The organism is Streptomyces cinnamoneus (genome assembly GCF_002939475.1).
GTDB lineage: Bacteria > Actinomycetota > Actinomycetes > Streptomycetales > Streptomycetaceae > Streptomyces > Streptomyces cinnamoneus_A.
The window spans coordinates 1,158,674-1,180,950 of sequence record NZ_PKFQ01000001.1 but is presented as its reverse complement, the minus strand read 5'-3'; the positions used below and the strand labels follow the sequence as shown (position 1 = coordinate 1,180,950).

The window sequence follows — 22,277 nt, the reverse complement described above, 5'->3', positions numbered from 1 at the left end:
GGTGCTGACGCCGCAGGACGCTAGCCCCGCCCCGGTTGCGCGAACGTTGCCCGCAGCCGGCGCGCCCGCGCCGCCACCGCACCGCGGTGCCCCGCGCTCTCGGGCAGCGCGGCCAGGAGCCGTTCCCAGACCTCCAGGTCGTCCTCGCCCCAGGGGCTGTCCGCCCACATCTGGAGCGCCCCCGCGTCGCCGCCGCCCAGCACCGCCCGGCGCAGCCGGTCCTCCAGCAGCCGTCGCGTCCGGCACACCCCCGGTGCCTCCGACAGCGGCAGCGGCGGCCCCTCGTACGCGCGCAACGCGGCCCGCAGGTCGCCCGCCGCCAACTCCCGCTCCACGCACGCCGCGTCCGTCTGCACCGGAACGCTCAGCCGGTACGGGCGCGAGCCGAGCAGTCCGCCCACCAGACGCCGCAGCCGCGACAGTTCCGCGCGCAGCGTCACCGGCGGCACCGGGCGCTCCCCGTACAGCTCCCACGTCAGTTGATCCCCCGTCAGGCCTTCGGGGCGCCCCGCCAGCAGGAGCAGGATCTCGCTGTGCCGCCGCCCCAGCCGTAGCCGCCGCCCGTCCGTGACCAGCAACGCCTCGTCCCGTCCCAGCACCGACAGCACATGACCCGGCCTGGCGGACCCGGACGCCAGCTGCGCCTCCGCCGCCCGCGCCGTCGCCCGCACCAGCGCCAGGCTGTGCGGGCCGGCGAGGTGGTCGCCGCCGGTGATGTCCACGGTGCCCAGCAGCCGCCCGCTGCCCGGGTCGCGCAGCGGTGCGGCCACGCACGTCCAGGGCTGGACCAGCCGGTTGTAGTGCTCGGTGGCGAAGATCTGCACCGCGTGACCGAGGGCGAGCGCGGTGCCCGGGGCGTTGGTGCCGGCGTGCCGCTCGTCCCAGCGGGCCCCGGCGACGAAGTTCATCCGCTCGGCGCGGCCCCGTACGCCCCGGTGCCCCTCCACCCACAGCAGCCGCCCGGACGCGTCGCTCACGGCGAGCAGGTGCGCGCCGTCGTCGGCGATCGAACCCAGCAGCTCGCGCAGGAGCGGCATGGCCCGTGCCAGCGGATGCGTGCGGCGGTACTCCTCCAGTTCGGCACCGGCCAGTTCGACCGGCGCCAGGAACTCCCCGGCGGGCAGGACCGCCGCGGACCGCCGCCAGGAGTCGGCGACCACCTCCCGCACGTCCGGCGCCACCAGGCCGCCGGTCAGGAACGCGGCGTGCGCGCTGCGGACGGAGCGGCAGCGCTCGGCGGGATCGCCGCCGCACGTCATCGCCAGCCATGGGTTGACCACGTGGACCCTCCCGGAGGTCGGCCGCTTCGACGATACCGCCGCGGGCCGAGCCGCCGGCACCTTCCCAACCGTCCCTGAAAGGTGCGGGATTCACTGCCGCCGGGTACAACCCCCGGTACGCGGCGGCTTGCAGTGCACACGTCATACCGACGGATCCGCCCCGCGCCGTCCCTTACGGAACCAGCGAAACGGAACCACACCCATGCGCAACGTGCTCCTCGACATAGCCGAACGCACCCTCGCGGCCTATGTGACCACCTTCCTCGGCATCATCATCGCCGACGGGTTCGACCTCACCAGCATCTCCGCGCTCAAGGCCGCCGCCATCGCCGCGCTGCCCGCCGCACTGTCGGTGATCAAGGGCGCGATCGGCACGCGCTTCGGCGACAAGGACAGCGCGGCGTGGCTTCCCCACCGCCGCGCGGGCAAGCGGTCGAGCAACGGCAGCACGCGCCGCAGCCGGTAGCGGCCCCGGGTGGCCGCCTGCCGCTCGCCGCTCGACGGCCACCGGCCTCGGCCATCGGCCGTGACGGCGCCCCCGGCCCCGGCCGTCGACGACGCCCCCGCTGTCGGCCCCCCGTCGGCCCGGGGCACAGGCTCCCGGCTCACCAGCCCCTGTCCCCGGCCGCCTCCGGCCCTCCACCCCGTCGGGCGTCCCCACCCCCCAACGGAACCCCCGCTTCCACACGGGGTGTGCACCACGCACCCACAGCGACCCCCTTGCACACGCTCCCGCCCGGCCCCGGCGCGCGGTTGACTCGTTCTCGCGAGTCCCACTGGCGCGACGGGACCGGGTTGCCGGTCATTCCCCCCGAGCCGGCGGCCCACCGCCCCGTACCGCCGGGCGGACGGTACGGGGCGGAGCCATGCGCCCGAGCGGGGGGTCGTGCGGACGTCAGCGCGCCCCCCGCCGTCACGGCGCTTGGGGCGGGTGCAACGATGTCCCCGTCATGAGAGCAGGGCAGCAGACCGGCCAGGTCCCGCGGGCGCTGCGAGCCGGAGTGTTCGCAGCGGTCTGTGTGCTGCTCGCGGCCCTGGGCCACGCCGTCATGTCCGGGACCCCGGTCCCGTGGTGGGCCATAGCCGCCGCGCTGTCCGGCACGGGCGGCTGCGCGTGGTTCCTCGCGGGGCGCGAGCGGGGCCCGCTGCTGATCACCCTCGCCACGGTGGGCGCCCAGACGGCGCTGCACTCCTTCTTCACGGTCGCCCAGAGCGTCGGGCGTGACGCCGCACAGGGCGCGGCCGTGGTCACGGGCGGCGCCGCCGCCGACCCGGGCCCCCTCGCCACCTGCGGCGGCGGGCACGGGGCGGCCATGGCCGCGCCGGGGGCGGGCGGCGGGCCCATGGACCACGCCATGACCGCCGGCATGGAGGGCATGGCCGGGCACGGCATGATGTCGATGCACGCCGGCCACGGCGCCCTCGGCATGTGGTCCGCGCACGTCCTCGTGGCCGTCGTCTGCGGCGTCTGGCTCTCCGGCGGCGAACAGGCCGCCTTCCGGCTCGGCCGGGCCGTCGGCGCCCGGCTCTTCGCGCCCCTGCTCCTCCTCTTCCACGACGTCCCGGCGCGCTCCGGCCCGCCGCGCGTCCGCGCCGGCCTCGGCCGTGCCGCGCAGCGGCTGCGGCAGCTGCTGTACGCCGACGTCATCGCCCGGAGGGGTCCTCCCACGGCCCGCGTCGCCGTCGCCTGACGGCGAGCGACCAGGCCGAACGACATCACCGGGGCCGCCATGCCCGCATGGCGCCCGGACGCGAGGAAGGACCCGGGGCGATGACCCCTGCCCTCACACAGCCGGCTTTCTCAGCCGGCATCCAGACACGCCGCGAGCGCCTTGAGCCGCCGCGCCCGCTCGGCCCATCCGCGGCACTCCGCACAGCCCCGGGCGTGGGCGTCGAGCGCGGCGCCGGACACGCCCGGCGGCAGCTCCTCCCCGTCGACGCGGGCGGACAGGGCGGTACGAACATCACTGCAAAGCACCCCGCCATCGTCCCCGGCGCCGGCTCGCACCCCCGCACCGGGGGCCGCCGTGCGTGACGACGAGAAGGTGACCGCCTGGGCGCTGGCCGCGCGCGCCGGCGACGGCGACGCGGTGGAACGGTTCATCCGCGCCACCCAGAGCGACGTGCGGCGGTACGTGGCACGGCTCAGCAACGACCCGCAGGGCGCGGACGACCTCGTACAGGAGACGTTCCTGCGCGCCCTGCGCTCGCTCCCGCGCTTCGAGGGCCGTTCCTCGGCCCGCACCTGGCTGCTGTCCATCGCCCGCCGCACGGTCGTGGACCGGCTCCGCTTCCAGGCGGCCCGTCCCCGGCTGTCGGACACGGACGACTGGCTGTCGGCCGCCGAGCGGGCCCAGTCGGCGGCGCTGCCCGGCTTCGACGAGGGCGTGGCCCTCTCGCAGCTCCTCGACCGCCTGCCCTACGAGCGCCGCGAGGCGTTCGTGCTCACCCAGATGCTGGGCCTGCCCTACGCCGAGGCCGCAGTGGTCGCCGGCTGCCCGGTCGGCACGGTGCGCTCGCGCGTGGCGCGTGCGCGTGAGGCGCTGATCGGCCAGCTTGAGACGGCCGAGCGCGCCGCGGCGGCGCGGGTGCCCGCGCTGGCCGGCTAGCCCGAAGCGGCGGATGTGACGAGGGGCCGGGGCGCCGCACGGCGCCCCAGCCCCTCGTGCCGTTCTCAGCGGGTGCCCGCCTTTGGACGGCTGCCCGCCCGTACGACCAGCGCCTCGCCGCGCACGGTCCCGCTCTTGCGGAACCGCAGGACGAAGGGGAGCCGGTCGCCGACGCGCACCTTCGGCGGCCGGTAGACCATGATGTCCAGCCCGTGCGGAGACATCTCCAGCGTGCCGTGCGCGGGGACGGTCGCGGAGGCGACCATCCGCATGGAGCCCGCGCCGTTCCTGACCACCGTGCGGCTGAGCATCGCACCGCCCGCGGACGGCACGTCGACGCCGACGAGCTCGTCGTCCGCGTCGCCGGTGTTGCGCAGCCGCACCATCGCGGCCGTGTCGTCGATGCCGAACGGCACCAGCACGCTCGCGTCCTCCACGGTGACCGCCGCGGGCCGGCCGGCCGCGCCGGAGGCCGTCCAGGCGGTGAGGCCGCCGAGCGCCACCGCGCCGGCCGCGAGCGGCACGAGGGCGGCCCGGGCGGTGCGGAGCAGCGAGTCCTTCGCCGGACCGTTCGGATTCTTCGGGTGCGACGGGTTCATCAGATTCCACCTCGGGAGTTCCGGCTGCCGGCGGGCCGCGGCTGCCAGCCGCGCAGCCGCAGGCTGTTGCCCACGACCAGCAGCGAGCTGGCGGACATGGCCGCCGCGGCCACCATCGGGTTCAGCAGCCCGACGGCGGCGAGCGGCACGGTGACCAGGTTGTAGCCGAACGCCCAGGCCAGGTTGGACCGCACCGTCACGGAGGTGCGCCGGGCCAGCCGGACGGCGTCCGCCAGCGCGCTCATGTCCTCGCGGACGAGCGTCACGTCCGCCGCCCCGATGGCCGCGTCCGTGCCGCTGCCCATGGCGATGCCCAGGTCCGCGCCCGCGAGGGCGGCCGTGTCGTTCACCCCGTCGCCGATGACGGCGACCCGGTGTCCGCGCTCGCGCAGGGTGCGGACGAGGGCGGCCTTGTCCTCGGGCGTGGCCCGGGCGTGCACCTCGGCGATGCCGAGTTCGCCGGCGACGGCGCGGGCCGCGGCCTCGCTGTCGCCGGTCGCCAGCACGGGGCGCAGGCCGAGCCGCTTGAGGTGGTCGACGGCGCGGTAGCTGCCGGCCCGTACGGTGTCGCCGAGGGCGACGACGGCCTCGGGGGTGCCGTCCACGTGCACGACGACGGCCGTGTGGCCGGCCCGCTCGGCGCGGTGGAGGGCGTCGGCGAGGTCGCCGGCGGGTGCGCCGTGCTCGCCGCCGGGCCGGGGCCGGCCCACCTCCACCAGCCGGCCCGCCACCTCGGCCCGCACGCCGACGCCCGCCGTGGCGGTGAAGCCGGCCGCGGCCGGCAGGGCCTTCGCCTCCGGTCCCGCGGCCTCCACCGCGTGGGCGTGGATCGCCCGGCCGACCGGGTGCTCCGAGCCCGCCTCCGCCGCCGCGGCCAGCCGCAGCGCGGCGTCACGGCCGAGGCCGCCGGCGCGGGCCGTCACCTCCGTCACCGTCATCGAACCGGTCGTCAGCGTGCCCGTCTTGTCGAGCACCACGGTGTCCACCCGGCGCAGCCCCTCCAGGGCCTGCGGGCCGCCGACCAGGATGCCGAGGCCGGCTCCCCGTCCGGTGGCGGCCAGCAGGGCGGTCGGGGTGGCCAGGCCCAGGGCGCAGGGGCAGGCGACGACGAGCACCGCGACCGCCGCGGTGACGGCGGCCTGCGGTGACGCCCCGGCGCCCAGCCAGAAGCCGAGGACGGTGACGGCGACGGCGAGGACGGCCGGGACGAACACGCCCGCGACCGCGTCCGCGAGGCGCTGCACCCGGGCCTTGCCCGCCTGGGCCTCCTCCACCAGCCGGGCGATGCGGGCGAGTTGCGTGTCGGCACCGACCGCCTCGGCCCGTACCTCCAGCAGCCCGCCGGAGTTGACGGCTCCGCCGATCACGGCCGTGCCCGGGCCGGCCTCCACCGGCGCGCTCTCACCGGTGACCAGGGACAGGTCCAGGGCGGAGGCGCCCGCGACGACGACGCCGTCGGTGGCGACCTTCTCGCCGGGCCGCACGACGAAGTGGTCACCCACGCGCAGGTCCTCGACCGGGATCCGGCGTTCCGTGCCGTCGGCGGCCCGTACGGCCACCTCCTTCGCCGCGAGCGAGGCGAGCGCCCGCAGCGCCGACCCCGTGCCGTGCCGGGCCCGCGCCTCCAGGAGCCGGCCGGTCAGCACGAACAGCGGTACGCCGACCACGGCCTCCAGATAGACGTCCGCCGTGCCGCCCGTGGCCGACGGCACGAGCGTGAACGGCATTTGCATGCCCGGCTCCCCGGCGCCGCCGAGGAACAGCGCGTACGCCGACCAGGCGTACGAGGCGAGCACGCCGAGGGAGACGAGGGTGTCCATGGTCGCCGTCGAGTGGCGCAGCCCGCGCAGCGCACGCTCGTGGAAGGGCCACGAGCCCCACACGGCCACCGGGCTGGCCAGGGCGAAGCACAGCCACTGCCAGTTGCGGAACTGCAGGGCCGGCACCATGGACAGCACCAGGACCGGCACGGCCAGCAGCGCGGTGATCAGCAGCCGGTCGGTGGCCGGCGCGGTGCCCGCCGGCGCCGCCGGCTCCTCGGCCCCCTTCGCCGGCTCGGGTGCGGGCAGCGCGGCGGTGAAACCCGCGGCCACCACGACGGCCATCAGTTCCTCGGCCGTCACGGCGGCGGGGTGGGTGACGCGGGCCCGGCCGGTGGCCAGGTTGACGCCGGCGCTCACCCCCTCCAGCCGGCCCAGCTTCTTCTCGATGCGCGCCACACAGGCCGCGCAGGTCATGCCGCCGACGATCAGCTCGGTGACGACGGCGGAATCCGTGGTGCCGGTGGTTCCCGTGGTGGTCGTGCTCATCAGTGGCCCATCCCCGGCATGCCGCCCATGCGCCCGCTGCCGCCCCCCGTGCCGGCGCCGCCGCCCGCGTCACCGCCGCCGGTGCGGTGCATGCCGGGTGCGACGGGACCGGCGGCCGACCCGGCGGCGTACGAGACGCCGAAGAGGACGGCCAGGAGGAGGACGAATCCGGCCAGGGGGGCGTACGGACTGAGCGGGGGACGTGCGGGGCGTGCGGTCATCGCCGCATCGTGACACGGCGCGCCGAGCAGGCCGGGCTCTTCACCCGTTTTCCGGCGCGTGAGGATTGTCCCTTTCGCCGCCGGGAACCAGCGGGCCTCCGGTCCCGACTACCCATGGATCGCGGGGCCGTTCCGCGACCCCGTACGAAAAGCCGGGAACTCACCCCCGCGGCCGTACGACTTCCTTGGGGTCCACGACGTTGCGAGGAGATCCCCACCGTGCCGCTGCCCGACCCCGTGCCCCTGTACGGCCCCGAGTACAAGCGCGACCCCTACCCGCTGTACGCGCGGATGCGCGACGCCGGGCCCGTTCACCGGGTGCTGTTCCCCAGCGGGGTCACCGCATGGCTGGTCACCGGTCACGCCGCCGCGCAGCGCACCCTCGCCGACCCCCGGCTGGGCAAGAACCACGCGCTCGGCAACGATCGCTGGCGCGAACGCGCCTCGATCATGCCCGAGCCGCAGCACTCCCAGCTCCAGGTCCACCTGCTCCACCAGGACGCCCCGAAGCACACCGCGATGCGCCGCCTGGTCACCGACGCCTTCGCGCCGCGCCGGGTCGAGGAGCTGCGGCCCCGTTTCCAGCGGATGGCCGACGCGCTCGTCGACGCGATGCCCGCCGGGGCGGACTCCGCGGATCTCGTGCGCTGCTTCGCCGCCCGCTTCCCCTTCCAGGTGCTCGCCGAGGTCATCGGGCTGCCCCCGCACCTGGCCGCGCGCTTCCGGCGGGAGTGGGGGAAGGTCGTGGCGCCCGTGGGTCCCACCGACCCCGGCCGGCCCGCGTACGAGGCGCTGCTGCGCGAACTCCAGGAGTACATCGCCGAAGTGGTCGCCGACCGGCGCGAGCACCCCGGTGACGGCCTCCTCGGCCGCCTGGTCGCCGCCCGCGACGAGGGCGAGCTGACCCCGGAGGAACTGGACTCCATGATCTTCCAGCTGCTGGTGGCCGGCCAGGAGCCGGTCACCAACCAGATCACCACCGCCCTGGTGGCCCTGACGCGCCATCCGCGGGCGCTGGAGCGGCTGCGCGCCGAGCCGGAGCTGATGCCGGCCGCCGTGGAGGAGCTGATGCGCCTCGACAGCGCCTTCGAGCTCACCACCTGGCGCTTCCTGGCCGAGGACGCCGACCTGCACGGCGTGCGGGTGCCCGCGGGCGACTCCGTCATCGTCTCCCTGTGCGCCGCCAACCGGGACCCCGAGCGCTTCCCCGCCCCCGACACCCTCGACCTCGACCGGTCCCAGGGCCCGCACCTGGCCTTCGGGCACGGCGTCCACTTCTGCCCGGGCGCGGCCCTGGCCCGCATCGAACTCCAGGTCGCCCTCGGCACGCTGATCGGCCGCCTGCCGGGGCTCCGCCTCGCCGTCCCCGACGAGGACCTGCCCTGGATCCCCGCGGTCCTCGGCCGCGGCGTCGCCGAACTGCCCGTCGCCTTCGACCCGCCCGTCTGCCCCCGCCCCCGTGGATGACCCCAGCATGAGTCTCGACACCCTCACCCCCACCGCATCCCGCACCTCCGTCGAAGCGCAGGTCCTCGGCCTCCTCCTGCCCCACCACCGCACCACCGGGGCGGGCTCGGCGGACCCCGCCGACCACCCGGAGCAGCTGCGGCAGATACGGCAGTTCACCGAGGCGGGGGAGACCATCGTCCTCACCCTCCCCGGCTTCCCCTGCAAGTCCCCCAACCCCGCCAAGGTCCTCGGCCACCTCCCCGACGAGGGCGAGCGCCTCTCGCTGGCCTTCCTCGACCGGCTGTGCGCGCGCGTCGGCGAGGTGTACGAGCCCGGGGCCCGCATGGTGATCTGCTCCGACGGCCACATCTTCGGAGACGTCATCCACGTCCCCGACGCGCACGTCGACGCCTACGGGGACGAGCTGCGCGCCCTGATCGCCCGGGCGGGCCTGCGCCACCTCGACATCTTCGACCTGCGGCACGTCCACGGGGACCTGGACTACGACACCAAGCGCGCCCTGGTCACGAAGGCGTACGCCCCCGCCCGCGCGACGCTGCGGGAGCAGGTGCGCGCCGACGAGGAGACCGCCCGCCTCTACCGCGGCGTCACCCGCTTCCTGGTGGAGGACACCGCGGACTTCCCCGGCACCCGGTCGGCGCTCCAGCGCGAGTGCCGGTCGCGGGCGTACGACGTCATCGCCCGCAGCCGCGCCTGGGGCGACCTCGTCGCCGCCCACCACCCGCGCTCCGTACGGCTGTCGATCCACCCGCAGCGGCCGGGCGCGGAGAAGTTCGGCATCCGCCTCCTCGACGCGGCCGACGCCTGGGCGACGCCCTGGCACACGGCCGTGCTCCGCACCCCCGGCGGCGGGGCCCGGCTGATGCACCGCGCCCGCGCGGAGCAGCTGGGGCGCCTCGTCCTGAAGGACGGGCGCCCCAGCCACTACGAAAGCCGCTACGAAGCGGTCAGCTGACCGGTGTCAGCGCGGCCGGCGCCCGGTGGTCGAAGGCGATCAGCGGGTCGCCGGTCAGCGGGTGCTCGACCACGGCGGCCCGCACTCCGAACACCTCCGCCAGCAGATCGGCGGTGAGCACCTCGCGCGGCGTCCCCGAGGCCACCACCGCCCCGCCGTGCAGCACGTGCAGACGGTCGCACACGGAGGCGGCGGCGTTGAGGTCGTGCAGGGCGAGCAGCGTCGTGCGGCGCTGCTCGCGCAACAGGGCCAGCAGCTCGACCTGGTGACGGACGTCCAGGTGGTTGGTCGGCTCGTCCAGGACCAGCACCCGGGGGTCCTGGGCCAGCGCCCTGGCCAGCAGCACCCGCTGGCGCTCGCCACCGGACAGCGCGGAGAACCGCCGCCGCCCGGCCCCCACCATGCCGACGCGCTCCAGAGCCGACTCGACCAGGCCGGCATCGCCCCGGTCCTCGCCCGCGAAGGCCCGCTTGTAGGGCGTACGCCCCATGGCGACGACCTCACGGACCGACAGCTCGAAGTCGCTGCCCCGCTCCTGCGGCAGCGCCGCCACCTGCCGGGCGGACTCCGCGGGAGACAGCGCGCGGATGTCCGTACCGCCCACGAGCACCCGCCCGGCGTGCGGGCGCAGATGCCGGTAGACGGTCCGCAGCACGGTCGACTTGCCGCTGCCGTTGGGCCCCACCAGGCCCGCGATCTCCCCGTCCTCGGCCACGATCCGTACCCCGGACACCACGGTCCGGCCGGACAGGGCCACGTCCAGGTCCTCGACGGCGATCCTCATACCCCTACGACCTCTCCAGGCGGCGGTCCAGCAGATACAGCAGCGTCGGCGCACCGATCAGTGCGGTCACCACGCCCACCGGCAGCTCCTGGTCCGGCAGCGCGGTACGGGCCAGCAGGTCGACGACCACCAGCAGCAGCGCCCCGAACAGCGCGGCCACCGGCAGCAGCCGGCGGTGGTCGCCGCCCACCACCATCCGGCAGGCGTGCGGCACCATCAGCCCCACGAAGCCGATGGCCCCCGAGACGGCCACCAGCACCCCGGTGAGCAGGCTGGTGACGACGAACAGCTCGCGCCGCAGCCGGCCCACGTCCACGCCCAGGCTGGCGGCGGTCTCGTCGCCCATCAGCATCGCGTTCAGCGCCCGGGAACGGGCCAGCAGGGCCGCCAGCCCCAGCAGCACCGCCACCGCGGGCAGGGTGAGCGTGTCCCACTGGGCGCCGCCGAGGGAGCCCATCATCCAGAACAGCGCCCCGTGCGTCTGCTGTTCGTCACCGGCCTGGAGCACCAGGTAGTGGGTGAAGCCCGACAGGAACTGCCCGATGCCCACCCCCGCCAGCACCAGCCGCAGCGGCGAGAAGTCTCCCGCGCGCCGGGCGAACGTCCACACCAGCGCGAAGGACAGCAGCGCCCCGGCGAACGCGGCCGCCGACAGCCCCAGGCCCAGCGCCCCGCCCGCGCTCGCGCCCAGCACGATCGCCGCGACCGCGCCCAGCGACGCCCCGCTGGAGACGCCCAGCAGATAGGGGTCCCCCAGCGGATTGCGCACCAGCGCCTGGGTGGCCGTGCCGACCAGGCCCAGCCCCGCGCCCACCAGGGCCGCCAGCAGGGCGCGCGGCACCCGCAGCCGCCACACGATCAGATCCTGCGTGCCGGGCGCGGGCTCCCGGCCGGTGACGCCGCGCAGCACCGCCGACCACACCTCGCCGGGCTCGACCGATGTCGAGCCCAGGCACACGGAGGCGACCAGCGCCACCAGCAGGGCGGCGCCCAGCGCGGCGCAGGCCCAGCCGGCCCGCACCGTGCGGACGCCCGCCTCGCGGTCGTCGCCCCTCTTCGCGGTGGCGAGGGCCGCCACCTACTTGACCCGGTCCGGGTGCAGCGCGTGCGCGATCTCCCGCACCGTGTCCGCGGAGCGCACCCCGCCGATGGTGGTGCGCTCGGAGGCGACGCGCAGGAAGCGGCCCTCCTTGACGGCGTCCAGGCCGGCGGTCGCGGGGAACTCGCGCAGGAACTTCTCGGCCTCCTCGAAGGCCTTGCGGTCGGCGTCCTCGCTGCCGCGGTTGCGCACGGCCAGCTGGATCCAGTCGGGGTTCTTGGCCACGACGTCCTCCCAGCCGACCGGCTTGAAGTCGCCGTCGCAGTCGGCGAAGACGTTCCGGCCGCCGGCCTGGGTGATCACCGCGTTGGCGACCTGGCGGTTGCAGACGGCCATCGGCTGCTTGGTGCCGGCGTCGTAGTCGAAGAGGAAGTAGGTGGGCCGCTTGTCGGCGGGCACGTCCTTGAGCGCGTCCCGCACCTCGCCGGTCTTCTTGCGCATGGCGGCGACCAGCTCGGCGGCCCGCTGCGAGGTGCCGGTGATCCTGCCCATCTCCTCGACGTCGGCCTCCACGCCCGACAGGTCGGTGCGCGGGGCCTTGCTCATCGACGCGCAGGCGGTCGACTTGAGGAAGACGTGCTTGATGCCGGCCGCCTTGAACTCCTCGGCCGTCGGGGCGTCGCCCATCTTGCCCATGTTCTTCATGGAGGAGAACGAGTCGACGTACAGGTCCGCGCCCGAGCCGAGCAGCTTCTCCTTGGGGATCACGGTCTTGCCGAGCACCGGCACCTTCGCCCCGCTCTCCGCGTACTGGCCGGGCAGCACGCCGCTGCCCGGCGGGAAGCCCGTGCCCACGACCTTGTCGCCCGCGCCCAGCCACATCAGCAGCTCCAGGCCCGCGGCGTTGCTGGTGACGATGCGGCGCGGCGCGGAGTCGAACGTGGTCTTCGCCCCCGTGCAGTCGCCGACGGTCACGGGGAAGCCGGCCCGGGAGCCCGCGCTCGCGCCCGCGTCGTCGGCCTTCTCCGTCCCACCGCCGCCACAAGCCGTCGCCGCCAGGGCCACAGCGGCCAGCACACCGCACCACGCACGAGGGCGCATCACACAATCTCCCGAAAGCTCGACATCACACGGACCCACCGGAGAGGGCCCGGACCAGATAGTCGGACCGCGCGTCCACCCGGTTCCCGCGTGTCGCGAAGAAGAGTGAAACGGAACGACCGCCCACGCATACGCTGCCCCGGGGCCCACCGCCCGCGAGCCGCTCGCTCACCGTCCGAAAGCCACCCGCGCGCCGCGCGGACCCGCAGCGAAGGAGACAGCAGCCATGACCGACCAGCTCGCCGAGATGCCCACCGACTGGCAGCGCGCCCTCGCCATCGTGGCCCACCCCGACGACCTCGAATACGGGGCCTCCGCCGCCGTCGCCACCTGGACGGACGCCGGCCGGGAGTGCGCGTACCTGCTCGCCACGTTCGGGGAGGCCGGCATCGACACCGTCACGCCCGCCGAGGCCGCGCCCCTGCGCGAGGCCGAGCAGCGGGCCAGCGCCGCGGCCGTGGGTGTCGAGAGCGTCGAGTTCCTGGGGCACACCGACGGGGTCGTCGAGTACGGCACCGCGCTGCGCCGCGAGTTCGCCGCCGCGATCCGGCGGCACCGCCCCGAGCTGGTGCTGACCCTCAACCACCACGACACCTGGCCCGGCGGCACGTACTGGAACACCCCCGACCACCGGGCCGTCGGCCGGGCCGCCATCGACGCCGTCGCCGACGCGGGCAACCGCTGGATCTTCCCCGACCTGGTCGACGACGGCCTGATGCCCTGGACGGGCGTGCGGTACGTGGCCGTCGCCGGCTCCCCGCGGCCCACCCACGCCGTGGACGCCGCCGCCGGACTGGAACGGGCCGTGCGGTCCCTGCTGTGCCACCGCAGCTACATCGAGGCGCTGACCGACCAGGACCCGGAGACGTACTGCCGGACCTTCCTGGAGGGGCAGACGACGGCGGTCGCCGGGCGCTTCGGCGGCCGGCCGGGCGTGGCCTTCGAGCTGCTGCTCAACCGCTGACCTCCGGCCGGGCCGGGGGACCGGACGCCCGCTCCACCACCAGCACCGCCACGTCGTCCTGGAGCCGGCCGCCGGTGTGCGCGGCGAGGTCGGCGCGCAGCCTCCCCAGCAGCTCGGGGGTGGGCAGGGCGGCCCAGGCGTCCAGCCGTTCGGCGAGCGGATAGAAGCCGCCGTCCGGTGCCCGCGCCTCGGTCACGCCGTCCGTGCAGGCCAGCACCCGGCTGTCCGGGGGCAGGACGACGCGCTGGACCGGCCGCGGCTGGTCCACCAGATCGCCGAGCCCCAGCGGCAGCCCCGGCTCCTCCGTCTGCAGCTCCCGCACCCCGCCGTCGGCGCCGATCAGGAAGGGCGCCGGGTGCCCGCAGTCGACGAACACCACGGGGATCCGGCCGGGCGCCCCGGCCGACGCCGCCGGGTCCTCCTCCGTGCCGAGGACCAGCGCCGTCACGAACTCCTCCGCCGCGTGCCCGTTGCGGGCCCGCTCCTGGTACTCCGCCGACCGGTGGTAGCGGTGGAGCCCCTGCTCCATCGCCACCACCCCGCTGCCCAGGTCCCGCCGGTGGTAGGCCGCCTCCCGGAACGCCGTGAGCACCGCCGCCCCCGCCCCCAGCGTGCCGAGCCCCTTGCCCCGCACGTCACCGATCAGCACCCGGGTGCCGTAGGGGGTGTCGACGACCTCGTAGATGTCGCCGCCGATGAGCGCCTCCCGCTGCGAGGACACGTAGAAGCCGTCCACGACCACGGAGTGCGTGCGCAGGGGCAGCGGCCGCAGCAGCGCCCGCTGGGCGGCCTCGCCGGTGGCCCGCACCCGCTCCAGGAGCGCCTCGCCGTCGCGCCGCAGCCGGGCCATCACGATGCTGGCGCCGACGATGAGGAGGTTGCCCAGCACCGCCCCGACGCGGTTGACGAGCGACGCCTCGCCCGGCATCACCCCGTGGTGGGCCGCCATCAGCAGGAAGTCGGCGATGCCCACGAACACCGTCTGCCGATAGGTGCAGATAGCGGCGGCCGTCACCGGGGCGAGGGCGGCGTACACGTCCAGCCGCAGGTAGGCCGGGGTCATCAGGTCGATGCACACCACGGCCGCGAGATAGGCGAGGACGAGCGCAAGGGGCAGTCTGCGCGACACCGCGGCGGTACCTCCGCGCCGGAAAGGGGAAATGGACACGTAGACATTTCCAGACTTTCGCCGCGAATGCGTGCCGTTCGCTCCCGTGTCGGCCACGTATGTGTTCGGTTTCGCCGGTCAGAGCTTGCGGTACGCCCGCGCGTCGTCCGCCGCCGCGAGGACGGCCGCGAGGTCGCCCCCCGCCGAGGCGGTCACCAGGGCCGCCACCGCGCCCTCCACGAACGGGGCGTCCGCGATCCGCACCTCGGCGAACTCCTTCTCCGCCCGCAGCGCCTTGACGGTCAGTACCGCGCTGCCCATGTCGCACAACACGACCACGCCCGCCCCCCGGTCCACGTCGCGCACGGCCGCGCGGACCAACTCCGCGCTCGTACCGATCCCCCCGCCGGGCACCCCGCCCGCCGCCGCCACCGGCGCCGGCTCGCCCCCGCCGACCAGGGCGCGCGCGAGGGCGGCGGTGGACTCGGCGACGTCGCGGCTGTGCGAGACGAGGACGAGCCCGACGAGGGCCGGGGGCTCCTCGGCGACCTCGGCACTCACCGCCGGCTCCGCCGGCTCCGGTTCGACGGCACACAACCGGGGGTCCGTCGCCTCGTACAGCGCGGTGACCAGCAGGGCACTGGAGGCGGCGCCCGGGTCCTGGTGGCCGATGCTGCGCTCGCCCAGGTAGCTGGCGCGCCCGCGCCGGGCCAGCAGCGGGACCGTCGCCTCGGCCCCCTCGCGCGCCGCGCGCGCGGCGGCGTCGAGGGCGGCGGTCACGTCACCCTCCGCCAGGGCGGCGGCGTACGCGTCGGCGGCCGGCTGGAGTGCGTCGACCATCGTCTTGTCCCCGGGCGCCGAGTCCCCGAGCCGCCGCACGCTCGCCACGGCGGCGGCCAACGCCCGCCCCAGGGTCTCCGGCTCGACGACTTCGTCCTCGCCGAGCACCTTGCCCATGCGGCGCAGCACGGTCCCGTAGAGCGGCCCCGACGCGCCGCCGACGGTGTTGGTCAGGTGCACGCCGACGGCGGTGAGCAACGCCCCGGGGGTTGCGGGCGGTTCGTCGGCCACGGTGGCGGCGGCCGAGGTGAACCCCCGCTTGAGGTTGGCGCCGTGGTCGGCGTCCCCGATGGCGGCGTCGAGATCGGTCAGCCGGGGAGCCGCGGCGACGATGACACGGGTGGCGCGGTCCAGGAAGCGGCGGAAGAAGTCCAGGTCGAGCATGACGGTCATGTGCGGTGCTCCTCGTCACGGGACGCGCGCTGCGATGCGCTTGGTACGCGTGTGCGGGGCACAGCGTAGTGGGGCGTGCGGTGCTGGTGCCGGGTGAGCGGCTGGGTGGGCGGGCCGGGGCACTCGGGGGCTCCAACTGCCCTGCGGGGACGTGCGGGGCGGAGTCGGCGTCGGACCCGCCGCCCATTCCGTAGGCTCAGCCACATGATCGAGGCAGTGGTGTTCGACGTCGGTGAAACGCTGATCCGCGACGACCGTGGCTGGCAGCGATGGGCGGACTGGCTGGGAGTGCCCCGGCATACGCTCTCCGCGCTCGTCGGCGCCGTGGTCGCCCAGGGGCGCGACAACGCCGACGCCCTCCGGCTGGCCCGCCCGGGCGTCGACATCGGCGCCGAATACCGTGCGCGCGAGGCCGCGGGGCACGGAGAGATGCTCGACGAGAGCGACCTCTACCCGGACGTGCGCCCGGCGTTGACCGCGATGCGTGACTCCGGCCTGCGCGTCATCATCGCGGGCAACCAGACCCGCCGTGCCGGGGAGCTGCTGGCCGCCCTCGATCTGCCCGCGCACGCCGTCGCGACATCCGGCGAGTGGGGCGTGGCCAAGCCCGACCCGGCGTTCTTCGCAAGGGTGATCGCCCTTGCCGGCGCGGCGCCGACCCGGATCGCGTATGTCGGCGACCACCCGCAGAACGACGTCGTACCGGCGGCCGCGGCGGGGCTACGGACCGTTCACATCCGTCGTGGGCCCTACGGTCACTTGTGGGCCGACAGCCCGGAAGCGAGGACGGCGGACTGGCGTGTCCAGTCCCTGACCGAACTCGCGGGCTTGCTCGTACGGTAAACACCCCGAACGGAGTGAGCATGACGGTGCCATCGGTCACAGACGTGGGCAGGCGCATCGCATATCAGCGACGTGTCGCCCGCTTGACGCAGCGGCAGCTTGCCAACGCCGCTCACATCGCGCTCGGCACGCTGCGCAAGATCGAGCAGGGCGAACGGGGCATCGGGGACGACGTTCTTGACTCGGTCGCGGCGGCTCTCGGCGTCGACCCCGCGCAGCTCCTCCCGCGACAAGACCAGGCGGACGACCGGGTTCACGCCGCCATGCCCGGTCTGTCCGCCGCCATCGCGACCTACGACCTGCCGGACGACGGCCCTGTCCGTCCCGTTCAGGAACTTCGCACAGCAGTCGAGGAGTCCGTGGCTTGGCGGCTGAGCGCGCAGTACGTGCGCATCACCCGCAGACTGCCCGCGCTGCTCGAAGAACTCTCCCGTTCGCGCCAGCTCGTCCCCCCCCGCACAACGCCCGCTCGTGGCAATGCTGCTTGTGTCCGCCTGCCGAACGGCCGACGCGGTCGCTTACAAGTACGGGGCCCGGGATCTGTCGGCCCGCCTCGTCGACCTCATGCGCTGGGCCGTCACGCAGACAGGTGATCCGCTCCTGGAGGCCGCCGTAGCTTACGTGCGGACCGAGACGTACTTCGCCGCGCGGGCCCACGGCCCTGGGTTGCGCGCGCTGGAGCAGGCCCTTGACGCCGCCCCTGCGCCGGAATCGGTGCAGAGCGCCGCCGCGCGCGCACACGCGTACCCGAAGGCATCTACCACGGCACGGCGTTCGGACCCGCTTCCGTACGCATCCACGAGGTGAGCGTCGCAGTCAGCCTCGGCGGTGACCACGTACACCAGGCTCTCGCTGCGGCCCGGAACTGGACCCCGCCGGACTGCCTGCCGCAAGAGCGTCGCTCGGGGTACTACATCGAACTGGCGCGCGCCCTACTGTGGGCCGGTCGGCCCGATGCGTCCTTCGCGTCGCTGCAAGCTGCCCGCCGTATCGCGCCCCAGCACACGCGTGAGCACCGGTGGGTGCGAGAGGACGCCGCCACCTTGCGCAGGTTGAAGCGGTCCGACGCGGAGAGCCTGACGAGCTTCGCAGAGTGGTGCCGCGCCACGAGATGAGGCGGCGAGGTACCCCTCGCCGGGGTACTTGCGGCACTTGGCCGGGGCCAGTCTCTGTGCTGACACGGCAGTCGCACAGAAGGGAGCCGCCGTGATCGAGCATCGGCGACAGCAGCACGTACGCCCACCATTGGTGGCAGGGCAGCTCTGGGACCTGGCCCGCGTCGACCTCGAACCGGCCCGCGCCGCCCTCGCGCGGCTGCACGAGCGAGGGCGGCCCGTCGGGCCGTGTCTGCTCGCGCGGGCCGCCAGAGCCACCTGGTGGCTGCTGCCCCTCGGGACCGGCTACCGCCTCCTCGGCACCGGGGGAGTCACCCTCCTTCCCGTCGGGCACGAGCTGCACGTGCCGCCGCCCACCCGGTACGTACGGGACCGTGTGTGGCTCGTGCCGGCGCGGAACGGGTCGTTCACGCACCCGGAGGACCTGCGCGAAGCGCTGGAGGCGGTGGCGTCGTGCCGGTGACGAGGCCCTCCGACGCGTACACCACCGCCGAGTGCCGGCTCGGCCAGCACGCCGTCTGTCACGGCGACGTCGACATCCGCCGCGTGGGCGCGCCCGCGTACGAGGCGCCCGTGGAGCGGCTGCGGTGTGACTGCTCGTGCGGGCATCCGCGTCGCGGGACGGCGGAGGGTGACGCGGCTCGGCCTACTCCTCGGCGTCCGTGACGACCTCGTCCACGACGACGGCGATGATCCCGTCCCGTTCGTCCCCGGACGTCCGGCCGTCCGCCGGCAGTTCGAGCCGCACCCGGCGCGTGACCACAGCCCGTGCGGGCCGTTCGGTCCTGGCCCGCAGGTCCTGGTAGACCGTCCAGGCCAGCGCGGCCGCGCTGACGATCAGGGAACCGAGCGAGGCCGGATCGGCGTACTGGGCCGGCCCTCTCGCGTGCAGTGCCGCCTCGACGTCGGCTTCCAGCCGGGGGCCGTGCGCGGCGGCCAGGCGCCGGGCCGCCGCGCGTGCTCCCCGTGCGGCGGGGCTGTCCGTCACCGGTGGCTGCTCGCTCATCCATCCTCCTCGGAACCGAATGTCTCGATCTGCTCCCGGACCGCCGCCGGCAACCGGGCCCCGGAGACCCGCTGCCAACAGCGTTCCAGCGCCTCGATGCCGAGTTTCGTGGTCAGGCGCGCCAGCACGCGGATGCGCGGGTTGCCCGGCTGTGGTAGCCGGCCGGAGAGGGTCAATGAACGGACCGTCCATTCCAGGGCCTCACCGGCCTTGCCGCGGTTCTCGGCGAGCAGACCCAGCTGTCCGTAGGTCCTCGACATGCCGGGCCTGTCCTCGAGCGCTTCCACGATGGCCAAGGCCTGGACGTACCACTGCTCGGCCTCGTCCAGCCGCCCCATGGCATGCGCCCCCAGACCGAGCTGGCCGCATGTGAGGGCTACGCCGGGCCGTTCGTTCATGTCCCGCTGAAGGGCGAGGGTGCGCTGGAGCCATGGCCCGGCTTCCTCCCAACGCCCCCGGCCCTGCTCGAACGTGCCGATCTGGCGGCAGGCGTCGGCCGTGGCGTGGTTGTCCCTGAGGTCCGTCGCGATGGCCAGATAGCGGCGAAACCAGTGCTCGGCCTCATCCCATCGCCCTCGCGCGTCGGCCACCCGGCCGAGAGCACCGCACAACGTTGCCGCGTGGTGCGCCTCTCCCCCCTCCTCTTCGAGGAGGAGGGACTGGCGGAAGCACCGCTCAGCCTCGTCCCAGTGGCTCCGCGCCATCGCCACGTCGCCGAGCCGGTGGTACGAGCGGGCCGCGCCTTCCCGGTCGTCCAATTCCCGCCAGACGGCCAGGGACGCGCTGAACCATCGCTCGGCCTCGTCCCACCGGCCCTGTCTCTGAGCCGCCCTGCCCAACTCGCTGTAGACCGTCGCGAGACGTGGCCGAGGAGGGTCCGGATGGGATTGAAGCATCCTGAGGATGTCGGCGTAGGCGGCTTCGGCGGCGTCGAACCGGTCGGCGAGCTGCATCCTGCCCGCCTGCGCGGACATGAGGGCGAGCCACAGGTCCCCGGCGTGGTCGCCGAGCGGGGGAGGAGTGCCGTCCGGGTCCTCCAGAGCGAGCCGGGAACGGTCTGTCCATGCGTCCGCCTCCTCGGGCAGTCCGTTGTGGTGCCAGTAGAGGAGAAGCGGTTGGATGATGAGCCTGGCGTGGGCCCAGAGTCTGTTGTCCAGGGCGTACCCCAGGAAGTGGCCCATGGCGCTGCGGTGCAGGTTGATGATGTGGTAGCTGTGCTTGGCGGTTGCGCTCCGTGTCGCTTTCCGTAGTGCCTCGGCGTAGTTGATCCATGCCGCCAGCAGGGCCCGTTCGGCCTGGGCGCGTTGCGACTCGTAGCCGTCGGGGTCGTCGGCCTGCCACTGACTGGCGAGATAGGAGGGCAGCGCGGGGTGGATGCCGTACAGGCCCCAGTCCAGCTCGGTCAGCAGCCCCAGCTGGGCCGCCCGGTCCAGTACCGCTGTCCACCCGTTCGTGTCGACGCCCCGGAACCGGTGGGGGACCTGTTCGCGTCCGGAGAAGATGTTCAGCAGTATGGCGTCCGCCACACCGTGGAACAGGCTCACCGCCGCCAGCAGCCGGCGCTGCACCGGATCCAGATGGGCCAGCGAGTAGCTGATGCTGGCCGGCAGGGACGTGGTGCGGTCGCCGCCGGGTGGTGCGGGCAGGGCCGCGCCGCCGCGCAGGCCCGCCAGGAGCGCACCCGCGTCGGTGGTGTCCAGGTGGGGCAGGATCAGTCGCATGCTCAGGGGATGGCCGTGCAGCCATTCCAGCAGCTCGGCGAAGGCGCGGTCCGCGCGCCGGGGCGCTGCGGCGGGGAACGGTCGCAGGACGTGGTCGGCGTACTCGACGGCCTCGTCGGGGGACAGGCCGCCGACGGCGACGCGCCGCAGGTCCCCCAGCCAGTGCTCGGGCGTGCGGCTGGTCACCAGGATCACGCTGCGACCGCCGGCGGCGACCTCGGCGAGGAAGTCCTTGAGCTCGCCGCGCCCGGTGTCGTCCAGCGGGGGAGTGGCCGCGGCGGGGTCCGGCATGGACGCGACCGACTCGAAGTTGTCCCAGACCATCAGCAGCCGGTGCTCGCGCAGCAGGTCGCGCACCAGCTCGCGGCGGACGTCCGGCGGTTGACGGGCGAAGTCCGCGCCGAAGACCCGCAGACCGATCTGCGCGACCACACCGTCCAGGCCGAACGAGGCGACACCGGGCTCGAAGGAGTGCCAGATCACCCACTCCGGCCGCTCGACACCGCCCGTGTCGCGCCACCAGCGGCCGAACGCCTTGGCCAGCTCGGTCTTCCCGGTTCCCCCGGGGCCGTGCAGGACGACCACGCGCCGGGCGCGGGCCGCGGTCTCCAGGGTGTGGAACAGGCCGTCGCGGCCGACGAACTCCCCCTCGGGGGACAGAGGGTCGTCCGCCGCACCGGGGCCGCGTTCACGCAGCCGGTCCAGTGCGTCCTCCAGGGACAGTCCCGAGCGGGCGGCCGTGGGCTCGGCCCTCAGCTCGGGGAACCGGACCTCACGGCGCAGGTAGTGCACCGGAATGGCCCAGTCCGCCAGCGGGAGCTCACCCTTGGGACTGGGCCGCTCCGGCCGCCGGGCCATCTGCGCCCGGCCCGCGCGCACCGCTTCCCCGATCGTGTCGCCGACGAAGAGGCGCTCGTAGAAGGCCGTCACGAACTCGGCCGCGGCCACCGCGTACACGCTGTACGCCATGGCCACCACCGCCGAGGCACCGCCGGCCAGCAGGCGGGTGGCCACGGCCGCCTCCAGCTGTTTGCCGACGGCCCCGGACTGGCAGGCGTTGAGCACCACGACCGGTACCCGCGCGTCCGCCAGCACCCGGGCGATCCGGCCTGCCGGGACGTGGTCCGCGCCGCCGCCCGGCTTCTCGAAGACGAGCACGCCCTCCTCCGCCAGGGTCCCGTGGCCGTCGAAGTGCACGATCTGGAAAGGCGTCCCGGCCTCGCGCGCCTCCCGCAACCGCTCCACCAGCGCCTCCAGCGTGGGCGGACGCAGCACCTCCACGTCCACCCGGCCGCGCACGGCCTCCAGACGGCGCAACAGCGGGCGGGCGATCATCCGGTAGCCCACGTCGTGTGCGCCGTCGGGCCGGGAGATCACCATCAGCACGCGCAGCCGGTGGCCGCCGACCTCGAACGCCTCCCCGAGGTGGGCCGGCAGGGCGCGGCTCAGCCCCATCCCGTCCAGCGCCAGCGGCGTGGGCAGGCGCGGATCGCACAGGAGCTCCCACGGCAGCCCCAGCCAGGCCGGCGCCGAGGACCGCAGCACGATCTCGGCGGAACCAGGGTGGGTGGCCCGGGTGCGGACGCGTACGTAGGCGTCGCGGGCGGGTCCCGACCCGAACAGGGCGGTGAACATGACCCGTCCCCAGGACGGCAGGCGGTCGGCGATCCGGCAGCCACGGTCCTCGTACACCCCGAACGGTGCCCGCAGGTAGTCCTCCAGGTACCAGCGCAGGTCCTCCAGGTCGTCGGAGTCCAGCGGCCAGTTGAGCACGACCGGCTCGCCCGCGGGAGCGGGCAGTTCCCCGTCCAGCCACGTCGAGACGGACGCACGCCCCGTCGCGTCGAGATCAACCAGTAACCGGTCCACCATCGTGCGCCCGAGCCCCCTTCGAAGCGTCATCGCAACCCGTTCAGGCGA

The 22,277-nt window shown here is 74.8% G+C and carries 21 protein-coding genes and 1 pseudogene; 9 read left to right on the top strand and 13 right to left on the bottom strand.

Annotated elements, in window-relative coordinates:
* Positions 1–20: 20 nt before the first annotated feature.
* The gene (locus tag CYQ11_RS04635; RefSeq protein WP_099197589.1) at positions 21–1,280 is read right to left on the bottom strand and encodes a GAF domain-containing protein; all 1,260 of its coding nucleotides are present in this window, start codon (positions 1,278–1,280) and stop codon (positions 21–23) included.
* A 202-nt stretch (positions 1,281–1,482) separates the two neighbouring features.
* Here CYQ11_RS04635 and CYQ11_RS29390 point away from each other — a divergent pair, with 202 nt between their 5' ends.
* Both CYQ11_RS29390 and CYQ11_RS04625 read left to right on the top strand, forming a co-directional pair.
* Positions 1,483–1,746 carry a holin gene (locus tag CYQ11_RS29390; protein ID WP_240003132.1) on the top strand — a complete coding sequence of 88 codons (264 nt, stop codon included), beginning with the start codon at positions 1,483–1,485 and terminating at the stop codon, positions 1,744–1,746.
* A 484-nt stretch (positions 1,747–2,230) separates the two neighbouring features.
* The gene (locus tag CYQ11_RS04625) at positions 2,231–2,971 is read left to right on the top strand and encodes a hypothetical protein (RefSeq protein ID WP_099197588.1); all 741 of its coding nucleotides are present in this window, start codon (positions 2,231–2,233) and stop codon (positions 2,969–2,971) included.
* Between the two features lie 110 nt (positions 2,972–3,081).
* Here the strand turns inward: CYQ11_RS04625 and CYQ11_RS04620 are convergent, their stop codons facing one another.
* Positions 3,082–3,258, bottom strand: a complete 177-nt coding sequence (locus tag CYQ11_RS04620) for a zf-HC2 domain-containing protein (protein ID WP_099197587.1) — start codon at positions 3,256–3,258, stop codon at positions 3,082–3,084.
* Positions 3,259–3,307: 49 nt separating this feature from the next.
* Between CYQ11_RS04620 and CYQ11_RS04615 the strand changes: the two genes are divergently transcribed.
* The gene (locus CYQ11_RS04615) at positions 3,308–3,889 is read left to right on the top strand and encodes a sigma-70 family RNA polymerase sigma factor (RefSeq protein WP_099197586.1); all 582 of its coding nucleotides are present in this window, start codon (positions 3,308–3,310) and stop codon (positions 3,887–3,889) included.
* Between the two features lie 65 nt (positions 3,890–3,954).
* Here CYQ11_RS04615 and CYQ11_RS04610 read toward each other — a convergent pair whose 3' ends face one another.
* From CYQ11_RS04610 to CYQ11_RS04600, 3 genes are read right to left on the bottom strand one after another with little or no spacing between them, the layout of a single operon-like run.
* Entirely contained in the window at positions 3,955–4,488 is a 534-nt protein-coding gene (locus CYQ11_RS04610) for a copper chaperone PCu(A)C (protein WP_099197585.1), read from the bottom strand.
* Complete coding sequence (locus CYQ11_RS04605; protein WP_099197584.1) at positions 4,488–6,797, bottom strand: heavy metal translocating P-type ATPase; 2,310 nt, start codon at positions 6,795–6,797, stop codon at positions 4,488–4,490. The genes CYQ11_RS04610 and CYQ11_RS04605 overlap by 1 nt, the downstream gene beginning before the upstream one ends.
* Entirely contained in the window at positions 6,797–7,018 is a 222-nt protein-coding gene (locus CYQ11_RS04600; protein ID WP_099197583.1) for a hypothetical protein, read from the bottom strand. Before CYQ11_RS04600 ends, CYQ11_RS04605 begins: the two co-directional genes overlap by 1 nt.
* A 219-nt stretch (positions 7,019–7,237) precedes the next feature.
* Between CYQ11_RS04600 and CYQ11_RS04595 the strand changes: the two genes are divergently transcribed.
* On the top strand, positions 7,238–8,485 hold the full coding sequence (locus CYQ11_RS04595) for a cytochrome P450 family protein (RefSeq protein ID WP_240003131.1): 1,248 nt from the start codon (positions 7,238–7,240) through the stop codon (positions 8,483–8,485).
* 7 nt (positions 8,486–8,492) lie between these two features.
* Entirely contained in the window at positions 8,493–9,443 is a 951-nt protein-coding gene (locus CYQ11_RS04590; RefSeq protein WP_099197581.1) for an L-tyrosine/L-tryptophan isonitrile synthase family protein, read from the top strand.
* On the opposite strand, the gene CYQ11_RS04585 is transcribed toward CYQ11_RS04590, so the two are convergent.
* Genes CYQ11_RS04585 through CYQ11_RS04575 form a run of 3 tightly spaced genes read right to left on the bottom strand, consistent with a single transcriptional unit; the run spans position 9,436 to position 12,367 of the window.
* Entirely contained in the window at positions 9,436–10,227 is a 792-nt protein-coding gene (locus tag CYQ11_RS04585; RefSeq protein WP_099197580.1) for an ABC transporter ATP-binding protein, read from the bottom strand. The two genes, CYQ11_RS04590 and CYQ11_RS04585, sit on opposite strands and share 8 nt — an antisense overlap.
* Positions 10,228–10,231: 4 nt before the next feature.
* Positions 10,232–11,305 carry a FecCD family ABC transporter permease gene (locus tag CYQ11_RS04580; protein WP_099197579.1) on the bottom strand — a complete coding sequence of 358 codons (1,074 nt, stop codon included), beginning with the start codon at positions 11,303–11,305 and terminating at the stop codon, positions 10,232–10,234.
* Positions 11,306–12,367: an ABC transporter substrate-binding protein gene (locus CYQ11_RS04575; RefSeq protein ID WP_099197578.1), complete on the bottom strand. Its 1,062-nt coding sequence runs from the start codon at positions 12,365–12,367 to the stop codon at positions 11,306–11,308.
* Positions 12,368–12,593: 226 nt separating this feature from the next.
* Here CYQ11_RS04575 and CYQ11_RS04570 point away from each other — a divergent pair, with 226 nt between their 5' ends.
* Entirely contained in the window at positions 12,594–13,331 is a 738-nt protein-coding gene (locus CYQ11_RS04570) for a PIG-L deacetylase family protein (protein ID WP_099197577.1), read from the top strand.
* On the opposite strand, the gene CYQ11_RS04565 is transcribed toward CYQ11_RS04570, so the two are convergent.
* The 3 genes and pseudogenes from CYQ11_RS04565 to dhaL form a co-directional block, all read right to left on the bottom strand.
* Complete coding sequence (locus CYQ11_RS04565; protein ID WP_099197576.1) at positions 13,321–14,460, bottom strand: PP2C family protein-serine/threonine phosphatase; 1,140 nt, start codon at positions 14,458–14,460, stop codon at positions 13,321–13,323. The genes CYQ11_RS04570 and CYQ11_RS04565 overlap by 11 nt on opposite strands.
* Before the next feature lie 117 nt (positions 14,461–14,577).
* Positions 14,578–15,000: a PTS-dependent dihydroxyacetone kinase phosphotransferase subunit DhaM gene (locus tag CYQ11_RS30185; protein WP_243469297.1), complete on the bottom strand. Its 423-nt coding sequence runs from the start codon at positions 14,998–15,000 to the stop codon at positions 14,578–14,580.
* Positions 15,001–15,051: 51 nt separating this feature from the next.
* Positions 15,052–15,663, bottom strand: a pseudogene (gene dhaL, locus CYQ11_RS30180) (dihydroxyacetone kinase subunit DhaL); the annotation flags it as partial.
* Between the two features lie 213 nt (positions 15,664–15,876).
* Between dhaL and CYQ11_RS04555 the strand changes: the two are divergent.
* The 3 genes from CYQ11_RS04555 to CYQ11_RS04545 all read left to right on the top strand — a co-directional run bounded on the left by CYQ11_RS04555 (position 15,877) and on the right by CYQ11_RS04545 (position 18,093).
* Positions 15,877–16,515 carry an HAD family hydrolase gene (locus tag CYQ11_RS04555; protein ID WP_099197575.1) on the top strand — a complete coding sequence of 213 codons (639 nt, stop codon included), beginning with the start codon at positions 15,877–15,879 and terminating at the stop codon, positions 16,513–16,515.
* Positions 16,516–16,535: 20 nt separating this feature from the next.
* Positions 16,536–17,108, top strand: a complete 573-nt coding sequence (locus tag CYQ11_RS30755) for a helix-turn-helix domain-containing protein (protein WP_338105366.1) — start codon at positions 16,536–16,538, stop codon at positions 17,106–17,108.
* A gap of 655 nt (positions 17,109–17,763) precedes the next feature.
* A complete protein-coding gene (locus CYQ11_RS04545; RefSeq protein WP_099197574.1) occupies positions 17,764–18,093 on the top strand; it encodes a hypothetical protein in 330 nt (109 codons plus the stop codon).
* 183 nt (positions 18,094–18,276) lie between these two features.
* Here CYQ11_RS04545 and CYQ11_RS04540 read toward each other — a convergent pair whose 3' ends face one another.
* Positions 18,277–18,636 (bottom strand): hypothetical protein, encoded by a 360-nt coding sequence (locus tag CYQ11_RS04540; RefSeq protein WP_240003130.1) that lies wholly within the window; start codon positions 18,634–18,636, stop codon positions 18,277–18,279.
* Positions 18,633–22,229 carry a CHAT domain-containing tetratricopeptide repeat protein gene (locus tag CYQ11_RS04535; RefSeq protein WP_181143579.1) on the bottom strand — a complete coding sequence of 1,199 codons (3,597 nt, stop codon included), beginning with the start codon at positions 22,227–22,229 and terminating at the stop codon, positions 18,633–18,635. Before CYQ11_RS04535 ends, CYQ11_RS04540 begins: the two co-directional genes overlap by 4 nt.
* Between the last annotated feature and the right edge of the window lie 48 nt (positions 22,230–22,277).